11 protein-coding genes are annotated in these 12,919 nt (G+C 37.9%); 1 reads left to right on the top strand and 10 read right to left on the bottom strand.

What is annotated here, in order from left to right; translation table 11 throughout:
• Nucleotides 1-29: 29 nt before the first annotated feature.
• The 9 genes from PP182_RS16160 to tamL form a co-directional block, all read right to left on the bottom strand.
• Complete coding sequence (locus PP182_RS16160) at nt 30-488, bottom strand: tRNA (cytidine(34)-2'-O)-methyltransferase (RefSeq protein ID WP_272652297.1); 459 nt, start codon at nt 486-488, stop codon at nt 30-32.
• Between the two features lie 2 nt (nt 489-490).
• On the bottom strand, nt 491-703 hold the full coding sequence (locus PP182_RS16155) for a VF530 family protein (protein ID WP_272652296.1): 213 nt from the start codon (nt 701-703) through the stop codon (nt 491-493).
• Nucleotides 704-711: 8 nt separating this feature from the next.
• Nucleotides 712-2,694 (bottom strand): type I pullulanase, encoded by a 1,983-nt coding sequence (gene pulA, locus PP182_RS16150; protein WP_272652295.1) that lies wholly within the window; start codon nt 2,692-2,694, stop codon nt 712-714.
• Between the two features lie 237 nt (nt 2,695-2,931).
• Nucleotides 2,932-3,795 carry a sigma-70 family RNA polymerase sigma factor gene (locus PP182_RS16145; RefSeq protein ID WP_272652294.1) on the bottom strand — a complete coding sequence of 288 codons (864 nt, stop codon included), beginning with the start codon at nt 3,793-3,795 and terminating at the stop codon, nt 2,932-2,934.
• A gap of 160 nt (nt 3,796-3,955) precedes the next feature.
• Nucleotides 3,956-6,172: a polyribonucleotide nucleotidyltransferase gene (locus PP182_RS16140; RefSeq protein ID WP_272652293.1), complete on the bottom strand. Its 2,217-nt coding sequence runs from the start codon at nt 6,170-6,172 to the stop codon at nt 3,956-3,958.
• A 197-nt stretch (nt 6,173-6,369) separates the two neighbouring features.
• Nucleotides 6,370-6,639 carry a 30S ribosomal protein S15 gene (gene rpsO / locus PP182_RS16135; protein WP_272652292.1) on the bottom strand — a complete coding sequence of 90 codons (270 nt, stop codon included), beginning with the start codon at nt 6,637-6,639 and terminating at the stop codon, nt 6,370-6,372.
• A 97-nt stretch (nt 6,640-6,736) separates the two neighbouring features.
• A complete protein-coding gene (gene accD, locus PP182_RS16130) occupies nt 6,737-7,612 on the bottom strand; it encodes an acetyl-CoA carboxylase, carboxyltransferase subunit beta (RefSeq protein WP_272652291.1) in 876 nt (291 codons plus the stop codon).
• Nucleotides 7,613-7,641: 29 nt separating this feature from the next.
• Complete coding sequence (gene fbaA / locus PP182_RS16125) at nt 7,642-8,709, bottom strand: class II fructose-bisphosphate aldolase (protein ID WP_272652290.1); 1,068 nt, start codon at nt 8,707-8,709, stop codon at nt 7,642-7,644.
• A gap of 60 nt (nt 8,710-8,769) precedes the next feature.
• The gene (tamL, locus tag PP182_RS16120; RefSeq protein ID WP_330098002.1) at nt 8,770-11,370 is read right to left on the bottom strand and encodes a translocation and assembly module lipoprotein TamL; all 2,601 of its coding nucleotides are present in this window, start codon (nt 11,368-11,370) and stop codon (nt 8,770-8,772) included.
• Between the two features lie 75 nt (nt 11,371-11,445).
• Here tamL and PP182_RS16115 point away from each other — a divergent pair, with 75 nt between their 5' ends.
• Complete coding sequence (locus PP182_RS16115; RefSeq protein ID WP_272652288.1) at nt 11,446-12,168, top strand: TrmH family RNA methyltransferase; 723 nt, start codon at nt 11,446-11,448, stop codon at nt 12,166-12,168.
• A gap of 14 nt (nt 12,169-12,182) precedes the next feature.
• Here the strand turns inward: PP182_RS16115 and porT are convergent, their stop codons facing one another.
• Nucleotides 12,183-12,902 (bottom strand): type IX secretion/gliding motility protein PorT/SprT, encoded by a 720-nt coding sequence (gene porT, locus PP182_RS16110; RefSeq protein ID WP_272652287.1) that lies wholly within the window; start codon nt 12,900-12,902, stop codon nt 12,183-12,185.
• Nucleotides 12,903-12,919: the final 17 nt, after the last annotated feature.

The following is a 12,919-nucleotide window of genomic DNA, read 5'->3' as shown; positions in this document are numbered from 1 at the left end:
AAACTTACCAAGAATATTTTTAGCGGTTTTTATAAATTCTGAATTTGTCGCACTCCTTCATAAGTGGTTACAGCAACGGCATTGGATAAATTTAAACTCCTGATTTGGGGACTAAAAAGCGGAATTTTATAGGTTTGGCTCTGGTATTTGGTAAGAATTTCTTCGGAGAGACCGGAAGATTCCTTACCAAATATCAAAAAGGTTTCATCTTCATATTTTGCATTCCAATAGTTTTTGGTTCCATGTGAAGAAAAAAACATTAGTTTTTTGTCGGCATTCGCTTTAAAAAAATCAGAAACATTATCGTAGAAAATTTTATCTAGATGTACCCAATAGTCCAAACCGGCCCTTCTTAGCCTTTTATCCGAAATTTCAAAGCCAAAAGGTTTAACCAAGTGTAGTGTGCACCCCGTTGCTAAGGCAAGTCTTCCGATATTTCCTGTGTTATTCGGTATCTCTGGCTCAATTAAAACTATATGAAGGCCCATATTTAATTCAAGGTTTTTAAATAGAGGTTTTCGACTTTTCGCCTTGCCCATGGTGTTCGCCTGAGAAACTTTAGGCTGGATTTAATAGAAGGATCTTTTTTAAAACAATTTATGTTTATTTCATTTGATAACTCTTCCCATGTATAAACTTGGGTAAGATGTTCTAAGATGGTAACCAATTTTATACCATGTAAGGGATTGTTTTTTTGGGTCATGAGCGATCTTATTTTGTAAAAGCTACTAGCATGGATATAGGAGGCACATCTATATAGTCCTTAATCACTTTTGAACCTTTAAAATCAAATTCCTCTTTGTATACAGCTAACTGATAGGGTTTGTTTAATTGATATCGATAGGGCGATTTATTAGCATTGTAAACTACCAAGATTTCTTTCCAATCATCTTGGTTTGCATGGTTGCCAATTGTATAGGAAACTAGGGCATCCTCGACTATTTGAAATTTCAGATTATTCTGAACTTCCTCAGCACTGGACATGTGGAAGGCCGGATGGCTTTTACGAAGAGATATTAGATTTTTAAAGTATTGAAATACAGCCTTATTTTTTACTTTCAAGCCCCAGTCTATGCGATTAATACGGTCAGGTAAATTATAAGAGTTATGTTCTCTATCCTTAGACCTTAAAAATTCGACTCCGGCATGCAGAAATGGAATTCCTTGAGATGTCAATACAACGGCATTGGCCAATTTATGCATGGCTTTAAGTTCAACTTCACTAGACTCGGGTTTTGAAATCATTAATTTGTCAAACAAGGTATGATTATCGTGGCAAGATGTATAAGAAATAGATTGCCAAGGGGTCAAAGTCCAAGGCGCATGCGAATAATTAACACTGTCATAGTTAATTTGGGAATGTTGGATGCCACCAACAATTCCGAATTTAATCGATTCTTCTTTGTTTTCGCCTCCATTTACAAATCCTGTATCCATATCCTTAAAAACAGAACCTTTTAATCCGTCTCTGATATCGTCGCTAAAGGCAGCTATTTTTGGAAGTCTTTGCATATTTTTTTTCAAGGCTCTATTATTTTGAGGTAGGGGAGAACCCTTTGCTGTCCATCCCTCACCGTATAAAAGGGTATTAGGATTAATTTTAGTAATCTTTTCGGCAATTTCGTTCATGGTTTCAATATCGTGAATACCCATGAGATCGAACCGGAAACCATCGATATGATATTCTTTGGTCCAATATGTGAGCGATTCTAGCATGAATTTTTTCATCATCACCCTTTCCGATGCCGTTTCGTTCCCACAGGCAGCGGCATCCGAGTAACTGCCATCTTCCATATGGCGATAATAGTAACCGGGAACTTCCTGATTGAATAATGATTCTTCCGTTTTCCCAGTATGATTGTATACTACATCCATCACTACCCCTATTCCATTATCGTGAAATGTTTTTATCATTTGTTTATATTCCTTGATTCTTACTTCAGCATTAAAGGGGTCAGTTGAGTAGGAGCCCTCAGGAACATTATAATTTTTGGGGTCATAGCCCCAGTTGAATTGTGGAGTATCCAAGTTTGCTTCGTCAATGGAATAATGGTCAAACGATGGAAGTAGATGTATATGAGTAATACCTAAGACTTTTAAATGATCAATTCCCGTTTTTATATTTTCAGGTCCTACTGTACCACCTTCCGCCAAACCAATAAATGTTCCCTTTTTTTTTGCCCCCGAATTGGGGTGAATCGTCATATCCCTTATATGTAATTCGTAGATTATGGCTTCATTGGGTGATTTCAATACAGGTCCCATATCATTTTTCCATCCTTTTGGATTTGTGGTGTTCATATCCAAAACCATGGCTCTAATTCCATTTACCCCAGTAGCCTTTGCATAAATGCCTGGAGTTTTATCCAACCATTTATCTTTTGTTTTTGTTTGAAATGTATAATAAGTCCCATTTAAATCTCCAGTAATAGTTCTATTCCATACACCATTTTTAAGAGGCTTCATAAGATGGGTTGCTATAGGCTCAGAATTGTTCCCTTTGTCAAATAAATCAATCCTGACCTTAACTGCTGTCGGGGCCCATAGGTTAAAAGAAGTTTCGGTTTTGCTGTATTGTACCCATAAATTGCTATTTTCTGCGGTGGGGTAGTTGTCGTAGTTTTTTAAATTGATTTTGGGATTACAGGAGATAATCAATAGTGTAGTGATTAGGAGAATTGAAAATAACTTCATTAGTAGCTTACTTACGGTCAAGATAAGAAAGTTATCCAAATCGGCGATGCGAAGAAATTACTGTTTTATATTCAAAATGTGGATGAAAGATTTAAAATGAAAAAACTCCGGTAATCAGCCGGAGTTTATTCATCAATCAAAAAACGAACAGTCATGATAAACTGTTGTTACCGTTAAAATTACAACTAATATGCCAATATTCCAATTTAAGGAATCTTTAACGTGTAATTTTTCTAGTTAGCCAAGATAAGTCTTTAGTATCTTACTTCTAGATGTATGTTTTAGCCTACGTATGGCCTTTTCTTTAATTTGTCTCACCCTTTCCCTTGTAAGGTCAAAAGTCTCTCCAATCTCCTCCAGGGTCATAGAATGCTGACCTGCAAGACCAAAATACAATCGAATAACGTCAGCCTCTCTTGGGGTTAACGTTTCAAGGGCACGCTCAATTTCCGTACGTAAGGATTCGTGCAACAATTCCTTATCGGGATTTGGCGATTCACCACTACGCAATACATCGTAAAGGTTAGAATCCTCACCATCAATTAATGGAGCATCCATAGAAACGTGACGACCAGAGTTCTTCAAAGATTGTTTTACGTCATCTACGGTCATGTCCAATTCTTTTGCAATTTCTTCAGCAGAAGGCATACGTTCGTGCGCTTGTTCCAAGAAAGCAAAAGTTTTATTGATCTTGTTAATAGATCCAATTTTGTTCAAAGGCAGTCGTACAATACGGGACTGTTCTGCCAATGCTTGTAAAATAGATTGACGGATCCACCATACGGCGTAGGAGATAAACTTAAATCCCCGCGTTTCGTCAAAACGCTGTGCAGCTTTGATTAGGCCAAGGTTTCCCTCGTTAATCAAATCCGGTAAAGTAAGACCTTGGTTTTGATACTGTTTTGCAACGGATACCACGAATCTAAGGTTGGCTTTAGTTAGTTTTTCAAGAGCGATCTGGTCGCCTGCCTTGATGCGTTGTGCCAACTCTACTTCTTCATCAGCGGTAATCAAGTCAACTTTTCCAATTTCTTGTAAGTACTTGTCCAAGGATGCGGTCTCCCTATTGGTGACCTGTTTTGTAATCTTAAGCTGTCTCATGAATAAAAATTAAGTTCAATTTGCATAGACTGCATATACTTATACGTAAAAATCTTTCGAATGTTACAATTCGAGGTAAAAAACTTTCTTTTTCCGTTGAAATACAAAAAAGCCCCAACGATATAAGTTGAGGCTTTTCTTCTGTATAAGAATTAAAAACTTAATCCCTTTTTGGTTTTCTATCACGGTTTCTGTCGTTACCACGACGATCGTCCCTACGCTTGTTATCACGGGGTGGTCTTTCCTTAAAACCTTCTGGTTTTGGCAAAAGTGCCTTTCTCGATACTTTGTCCTTGCGTGTTCTGGAATCTATCCCAAAGTATTTTACATCAAAGACATCACCCATGTTTACTACATCGGAAACATTCTCCGTTCGCTCCCATGCCAATTCTGAAACATGCAGTAGTACTTCGTTACCAGGAGCATCCATATATTCAACAACGGCACCAAAATCCAACATTTTAATGACTTTTACTTCGTAAACGCTACCTACTTCTGGTTTGAACATTAAAGAGTCAATTTTGGCAAGTACAGCATCTATACCTTCTTGGTCCGTTCCAAGAATTTCAACGATACCTTCTTCGGTAACAGGATCTTCATTGATTACGATAGTCGTATCTGTTTCTTTCTGAAGTTCTTGTATCACTTTTCCTCCTGGTCCGATCAACGCTCCAATAAATTCATTTGGAATGATACGTGTAACCATTTTTGGTGCGTGCGCTTTAACGTCTTCGTTTGGCGCTGCAATAGTGTCAGTAAGTTTTTCGAGTATATGTAAACGACCGTCACGAGCTTGTTTCAATGCTTTGACCAAAATCTCATAGGACAATCCTTTCACCTTAATGTCCATTTGGCAAGCTGTTATACCATCCGCAGTCCCTGTTACTTTAAAGTCCATATCTCCTAAGTGATCTTCGTCACCCAAAATATCGGATAGTACCGCATATTTACCAGATTCGGTATCCGTAATCAATCCCATAGCGATACCGGAAACAGGTTTTTTTAATTGAACACCTGCATCCATTAGAGCCATTGTACCGGAACAAACCGTCGCCATTGAAGAAGAACCGTTAGACTCCAAAACTTCGGATACAACCCGTACCGTATAAGGACAGTCCTCAGGCACCATTCCTTTCAATGCTCTTTGCGCCAAGTTTCCGTGACCAACTTCCCTTCTGGATGTTCCACGAATAGGTCTTGCTTCCCCCGTTGAAAAAGGAGGAAAGTTATAGTGTAGGTAGAAGCGCTCTTCACCTTCGTAGGAGGGCATATCTATCTGATTGGAATCTCTAGAGGTTCCAAGTGTTACTGTTGCAAGAGCCTGAGTTTCTCCACGAGTGAAAATTGCAGAACCGTGTGTGGAAGGAAGGTAATCTACTTCGCACCAAATTGGCCTTATTTCATCTGTTTTACGGCCATCCAAACGTAAACCTTCATTTAGGGTAAGGTCCCGTACAGCGGCTTTTTCAGCTTTGTAGAAGTACTTGGAAATCATTCCGCCATATTCCTCTTGCTCTTCTTCCGAAAACGATGCTTTTACTTCTTCCTTGATTTCGCTAAAGGCCGCGCTTCTTTCATGTTTGGCAGAACCTGCTTGTGCAATTGCGTAGACCTTATCATAAGCCATGTCATGAATTTTTTTGGCTAATTCTTCATCCTCGCTTTCTGGCTCATATTCCCGAACTTCTTTTCTGCCAAATGATTCGGCCAATTTCATTTGAGCGGCACATTGTACTTTAATGGCTTCATGGGCAAACTTGATAGCTTCGGTCATTTCCTCCTCGGAAATCTCATCCATTTCACCTTCTACCATCATCACGGAATCCGCAGAAGCACCGATCATCATATCGATATCCGATTCCGCCAGTTGAGCTCTCGTAGGGTTAATGACGAACTCACCATTTACACGACCTACCCTGGCCTCGGAAATAGCACATTCAAATGGGAAATCTGATAACTGTATAGCTGCTGACGCTGCCAAACCTGCCATAGCATCGGGCATTACTTCATCATCATGTGACATGAGTTGAATCATTACCTGTGTTTCGGAATGATAATCTTTTGGGAAAAGAGGACGCAATACACGATCCACTAAACGCATGGTCAATACTTCACCGTCGCTTGGTCTCGCCTCTCTTTTGAAAAACCCTCCTGGGTAACGACCTGCAGCAGCAAATTTTTCGCGGTAGTCTACCGTCAACGGAAGAAAATCCACATCACTTTGTTTGTAGTTGGAAACAACTGTACATAATAACATACATTTTCCAGATTGCACAACAACAGAACCATGGGCCTGTTTTGCCAATTTTCCGGTTTCGATAGAAATTTCCCTACCGTCACCAAGGTCTATGACCTCTTTAAATACTTTTGGAATCATAAAATTTGATTAAAACCTGAATCTATTTTCAGGTTCGTTAAACAATGGTCTTTCCGACATGTCTTATGGTCGGAGTTGTTGTGTTGTTGTATGGACCAATGAAAAACTATGTGTAGCTTTTTGTGTTTGTCTATTTTTACTCCTTAGACTTGGAGCATATTTGAAAAAAGGGGATGGCTAGCCATCCCCTTTTTTATTTATTTTCTAATACCAAGCTCTTTAATAAGCTCTCTGTATTTTACGATATCTTTCTTTTTAAGATAATCCAGTAAGCTTCTACGCTTACCTACCAATCTTACCAAAGATCGCTCTGTATTGTAATCTTTGTGGTTGTTTTTAAGGTGACCGGTCAAGTGATTGATTCGGTGTGTGAACAAAGCTATTTGTCCCTCTGTAGAACCTGTGTTCTCTGCTTTACCGCCATGTTTCTTAAATATGTCGGCTTTTACTTCTTTGGTTAAATACATTCCAATATTATTTTAAATGATTTTTATGTATCCGATTGATTTTCAATCAGGGCGCAAAGATATATCTTTTTTTATAATCTTTAATGAATTTTTCGAATTAAGCCTCTGCCTCTATTTTTCGAATGGGATTATTCTGGATGAGGTCTATATATAGGTTGATGTTCTTTTTTAAATTCTTTCTGTGGGAAATAAAATCCAAAAATCCATGTTCCAATAAAAATTCTGAAGATTGAAAACCTTCCGGTAATTCTTTACCCGTGGTATCCTTTACAATTCTTGGACCTGCAAAGCCTATCAATGCACCAGGTTCTGCAATATTGATATCTCCCAACATAGCATAGGAAGCCGTGGTACCTCCGGTTGTAGGATCAGTACATAAAGAGATATATGGTAAACCAGCTTCTGCAAGTTGTGCTAATTTAACCGAGGTTTTTGCCAATTGCATCAGGGACAAAGCCGCTTCCATCATTCTTGCTCCTCCAGATTTGGAAATCATTACAAAAGGAACTTTTTTCTTAATGGCATGGTCGATTCCCCTAGCTATTTTTTCACCGACCACACTACCCATGGATCCCCCAATAAAAGCAAAATCCATACAACAGATAACGATATCCTTTCCCAAGGATTTTCCATATCCAGTACGAACGGCATCTTTTAAACCCGTTTTTTTCTGGGCGGCCTTTAATCTGTCACCGTACTTTTTAGTATCCTCAAACTTTAGAGGGTCTTTAGAGGAAAGTTTGGCATCTAATTCAGTAAACTTGTTATTGTCAAATAGAATCTGAAAATATTCCTTACTTCCTATACGGACGTGATAATCATCCTCCGGACTTACATAAAAGTTTTTGGCAAGGTCTTCCGATTCTACAATTTTTCCGGTGGGAGACTTGTACCAAAGACCCTTTGGAGTGTCTTTTTTTTCTTCTGTCGAAGTTTGGATTCCTTTTTCCTTTCTTTTAAACCAAGCCGTCATGTCTTCCATTTTAAATTTATTCTCGAAATTTAAAGCGTATTCACGTTATTTAAGTCTTCAAAGGCTTTCTTTAAACGCTCCACAAAGGATGTTTCACCGTGTCTAAGCCAAACCCTAGGGTCGTAGAATTTTTTATTAGGTTCGTCGGCACCTTTAGGGTTGCCTATCTGAGACTGTAAATAGTCTTTGTTATCCTGAACATAGTCCCTTACACCTGCCAGAAACGCATACTGTAAATCGGTATCAATGTTCATTTTAATAACCCCATAGCTGATACCTTCCCTGATTTCCTCAACGGTTGAACCCGATCCCCCATGAAAAACAAAATCGATATGATTAGGACCTACACCGTATTTTTCTGATACATACTCTTGAGAGTTCTTAAGAATTTTCGGAGTCAATTTAACGTTACCTGGTTTGTATACCCCGTGAACATTTCCGAAAGCAGCGGCGATTGTAAACCTATGGCTTACTTTTGAAAGTTCTTCGTAAGCATAAGCAACTTCTTCTGGTTGCGTGTACAATTTTGAATCGTCTACATCCGAATTGTCTACACCGTCCTCTTCTCCTCCAGTAATTCCCAATTCTATTTCCAGGGTCATCTCCATTTTGCTCATTCGCTGAAGATATCCCTTACAAATCTCAATATTTTCTTCAATCGGTTCTTCTGAAAGGTCGATCATATGAGAACTGAACAATGACTTTCCAGTTTCAGCATAATGTTTTTCACTGGCATCCAATAGACCGTCAATCCAAGGAAGTAATTTTTTAGCGCAGTGGTCGGTGTGTAAAATCACCGTTGCTCCATAAGCTTCCGCTAATTGGTGTACGTGCTTTGCGCCCGCTACCGCACCTTGTATTGCTGCATTCTGCCCTTCATTGGAGAGTCCTTTTCCAGCATTAAATTGAGCACCTCCATTCGAAAACTGAATAATTACAGGTGCGTTTAGACTAGCGGCAGTTTCTAAAACTCCGTTGATCGTATTTGATCCTATTACGTTAACTGCCGGTAATGCAAAACCTTTTTCTTTTGCATATTTGAAAATATCCTGTACCTGATCTCCGGTAGCAACTCCCGGCTTAATATTGTGAGCCATAATCTCTTTGGTCTATTTAGTTCTTAAAAATGTGCAACAAAAGTAATAAAACAATTATACTTAGAAGGGATAGTTTATGCCAATTTGCAATACGGAATTTGCAAAATTGTAGTCCCTAAACCACCTTTTAGATGGAATTTCGGCCGGATTATACGTCTTAAACCCTAGGTCCAATCGAAATAAGAAGTAAGTAAAGTCATAGCGTAAACCGAACCCCGAACCTAACGCGATATCCTTTAAAGACTCCAAACCATTGAAGGTAGCATCTTCGTTCTCCACATCGTCAAATACATTCCAAATATTACCGGCGTCTGCGAAAATAGCACCGTTTAAATCTCCAAATAAAGGAAATCGATATTCCAAATTAAGGGCAAGCTTTAGATTTGCTTCATTAAAATCGTTCAATGCAGAAGTTCTTCCAGGGCCCAAAGAATATGGGAACCAAGCTCTATTATCATTGGAACCACCGGCAAAGTAACTCCTTACAAATGGTATATTATTGGAATTGCCATAAGGTATTGCAATTCCGAAAAAGCTTCTTGCTGCCAATACGTTGGATCGGGAGAGATCCCAATACTTTACATAATCGAATTCAGTTTTAATGTATTGAGAGAAGGGAACATTAAATACAAGTAATTGCCCATCCTCATTTTCATTAAAGGGCACCAAATTGGAAAATCCGGATAAGAGGTTCCCTGCACTTTCTATCTTAAACCTGAATTGATAAAAATTGTTATCTAAAATACCATTACGGTTGTTTTTGTTAAAGGTATAGTTGGTGGTGAAAATCAGGTTGTTTTCTGTAAGCCTTTGTCTTCGCTCCTCAATTCTACTCACTTGCCTTGTGTCATCCGAAAAAATTGGGGAAACAGTTCCATTCAAGATGGCTTCGGTAAATTGAGTAGTTCCTTCGGGTGTATCTGGGTTGTCGTCCGGGACTATTAACCTTGGATTATCGGTTCCTTCCACGGTCTCGAAAAAAGACGCTAATTCTGGAAAAGTTTGGGAGGAATCCCCAGGGTCATTTGGGTCTAAATATCCGTCATAAGCATCTGCGATTTCATCCAATTGCTCGTAGGTGTTTCTGTAAACACTAAAGAACCGGTTTCTATTTACATTTCTTACAAATTGTATATTAAGTAGTTCAACAGCATGTTTTTTAAAGTCGTCCGGTGACCAATTGTAGCCTAAAATCGTATTGAAAGTTTGCTTATCGAGACCAATATTTTTTTGGAAACTGGTGCCAATTGCAATTCTCGTCTTAGGTAAAGTATAATTAGGAATAATATTGGATGTATTGATAAAGGGGAACCATATTCTTGGAAAATCTAGGGAAATATCCCCCCCAATTTCCGAGAAAAATTCATCTTGGAAAATTTCGGTGCTTAATAAACCAAAAGTACCATCAGCTGATATACTTAGATTTTCTGCACCTTTAAATATATTTCGTATTAAAAGAGAAGCGCCCATACCAACTCCTATCCTACGTAAGTTAGATCTGCTTACCTCAAAATTTGTACCTAAAGAATACTTTGGCTTTGGTGCAAGATAAATATTGGTGTTCACCTGATTTTGGGTGCTATCTTCTTCAAAGATGATATTTGGATATTTGAAAATATTCAAACTATTCAACTGCCTTGAGCTTCTAATCTTGTCTAAATCCCTATAAACACTGTCTTTTTCAAAGAAAATCGCATCATCTAAAGTCTTTGGCTTTATTTTAAATTTACCAGAATAATAAATGGTCAAATCCTTATAGATAACAGAATCGAGAGGTGCGTTGTTGGTTGTGGATAGAAAATTGGTAAAGACCTTAATTTTGTTAATTCTTTCAACTTTATACTCTGATGTAGTAACTTGATTTTCACCTCGTCTTCTGAGGTCACCAATGTTCAAGTTGATATTCATTTTTTGGTCATCAGCGGCTTTTACGGTATCTCTCTCAATGTCAAAAGTGATAGAACTTTCTTGAAAATTTCTAATACCGTTATTCCTGAAAATTGTAGTTAATCTTTCCCGTTCCAAGGTGAAATTGTTAAGGTCGAATTGATCACCTCTTTTTATGAGGGATTCACCTGCATTTAAAAAATAGAGAGAGTCAATTGCTTTGGATGAAATGTCATTGGAAAGGGAATCTATCATGTAAGGTTTGCCCAAAGAAATAACATAGTCAACTCCAGCTTTTCCTTTTTGGCTTGTAGAATCAATAGTATAGGTAGTACTATTGTTAAAGTATCCTTTACTGTTGTAAAATGCACTTAACCTTTCCAGACTTCTTCGGGTTTGTGTGGTATCTAAAATAACTGGAGCCTCACCAATATCTTTTAGCCAAACACTTAATCCTTTGACCAAGAATGATTCCCCGAGTCTATCAACCTGTTTTTCCGACAGTATATTCGTTAATCTTTTTTTTCGATTGGGTTTTTCATTCAACCAGGCCTGGTATAATGAATCAGGGTTTTCCTTTGCCAAATTGTAAAGATTCAGACGAAGCGGATATCCCAAAAGAGCTGTGTTTGTCTTTTGATAAATAAGACTATGAACATCCTCGTTTTTAACCTTGGCAGAGTCCACCAATATGGTGTTTTTTACCACTAAATATTCGTCCTTTTCAACCTTTTTTAAAGAGTTACAGGATGTGAAGGATATTGCCAGTAGCAAGATTAAGCTTATTTTAGCTATGTAGTTTTTATAGCATGCTACGGTCCTCATAGAAATCAAAAATACATCATTTGAATGGTTGTAAAAAGCGAATTGAAACTTATAAAAAACCTACAGCAAAAAAAGTACCGAAATGAATACGATATGTTCGTTATGGAGGGTAAAAAGGCTGTTGAGGAAATTTTCAATGCTGGTTTTAAGGTGTTCAAATTGATTTCTACTGGGCAACTTTTAGATTTAAACAAGGACATTTTTGTAGAGGAAATATCCATGAAAGCACTGAAACAAATCAGTAGCCTTAAAAACCCTAATGGTGTTTTAGGGGTGTTTTATAAAAAAGAAGCGGCCTTAATGGAAATAAATGACTGGGCAGTTGCGCTAGATGGGATTCAAGATCCTGGAAATTTGGGTACAATTATAAGGTTGTGCGATTGGTTCGGTATAAAAACCTTGATTTGTTCCAATGATACTGTGGATTGCTACAATCCCAAAGTACTGCAGGCCACTATGGGGTCAATTGCAAGGGTCAATGTGCATTATTTGGAATTGGAAGACTTTTTAGAGAATATAGCATTACCGGTCTTTGGTACTTTTATGGATGGTGAGAATGTGCACGATTCACATCTTCCTGAAAAAGGGGTGTTAGTTATGGGAAATGAGGGAAATGGTATATCTCAGCTAGTTAAAAAACTTTGTAACCATACATTAAGAATACCTCAATTTGGTGAAGAATCTACAGAAAGTCTAAACGTAGCTACCGCAACCGCTATATTTTTAAACGAAATAAAAAGGGCCTAATTACTATATCTGCTTTATTCAAATGTAAAATTGATGAAGATTCCCCTTGTTTTCATGGAGTCTATATTTCCGGTCCATGGACTATTGGGGTCATTGTCTCTAATCAGTTCGTCGGTAAGTGCGAAAACACCTCTAATGGAAGGGCTAAATTTAAAGTATTCCAAATAAAAATCGATTCCAAAACCTAGTTCATAATTATAAACCCACTTGGTCATCCGAAAAGTACCCGTTCTGTTATCGTCCAGGCTAGCCTCGTTACTACCTAAATTTAGCGACATTGAACCTCCTCCTATTAAAAAGGGTTTCCAATTGCCCAATCTTTTTGTGCTAATTTTCAATAGTAAAGGAAAATTTATGTAAGTTGATTTTACTTCTCTTATGGCATTTGCCGAAACTTGTTCGTTTTGCGGAATTTTGGTAAAGCCTAGATTTCTAGACGTATAATGTAATCCTGGTTCCAAACGAATGTCCATATGATTGTTAAGTCGCATTTCTCCTATGAGCCCAACATTGAACCCTATAGTTTTGTCTATAAGTACATCATCCAAAGGTCCAGGTAGATCATCTATGTAATCAAATTTGAAATCGTATTGGTTGAAACCTAAAAAGTAGCCCCAGTTAAGAAACTTTTTATCCTCGTTTTCCTTGTTAAGAACTGGATTTTCGTTGAACTGCGCATGTAATGCAGGATTTAACGTCAAAACTCCAAAACATATGAATAGCCATTTCTTCATTTAATTAGATGTCAATC

Origin of the sequence: Maribacter sp. PR1, from assembly GCF_028464145.1 — a bacterium.
Classification (GTDB): Bacteria; Bacteroidota; Bacteroidia; order Flavobacteriales; family Flavobacteriaceae; genus Maribacter.
The sequence above is the reverse complement of the archived record's forward strand: the minus strand, read 5'-3'. Positions and strand labels throughout refer to the sequence as shown.

What these genes read in the sequence shown, in the direction of transcription:
- PP182_RS16160 (WP_272652297.1), bottom strand. Translation starts at nt 488, where the DNA reads ATGGGCCTTCATATAGTTTTAATTGAGCCAGAGATACCGAATAACACA.
- PP182_RS16155 (WP_272652296.1), bottom strand. Translation starts at nt 703, where the DNA reads ATGACCCAAAAAAACAATCCCTTACATGGTATAAAATTGGTTACCATC.
- pulA (WP_272652295.1), bottom strand. Translation starts at nt 2,694, where the DNA reads ATGAAGTTATTTTCAATTCTCCTAATCACTACACTATTGATTATCTCC.
- PP182_RS16145 (WP_272652294.1), bottom strand. Translation starts at nt 3,795, where the DNA reads ATGAGACAGCTTAAGATTACAAAACAGGTCACCAATAGGGAGACCGCA.
- PP182_RS16140 (WP_272652293.1), bottom strand. Translation starts at nt 6,172, where the DNA reads ATGATTCCAAAAGTATTTAAAGAGGTCATAGACCTTGGTGACGGTAGG.
- rpsO (WP_272652292.1), bottom strand. Translation starts at nt 6,639, where the DNA reads ATGTATTTAACCAAAGAAGTAAAAGCCGACATATTTAAGAAACATGGC.
- accD (WP_272652291.1), bottom strand. Translation starts at nt 7,612, where the DNA reads ATGACGGCTTGGTTTAAAAGAAAGGAAAAAGGAATCCAAACTTCGACA.
- fbaA (WP_272652290.1), bottom strand. Translation starts at nt 8,709, where the DNA reads ATGGCTCACAATATTAAGCCGGGAGTTGCTACCGGAGATCAGGTACAG.
- PP182_RS16115 (WP_272652288.1), top strand. Translation starts at nt 11,446, where the DNA reads ATGGTTGTAAAAAGCGAATTGAAACTTATAAAAAACCTACAGCAAAAA.
- porT (WP_272652287.1), bottom strand. Translation starts at nt 12,902, where the DNA reads ATGAAGAAATGGCTATTCATATGTTTTGGAGTTTTGACGTTAAATCCT.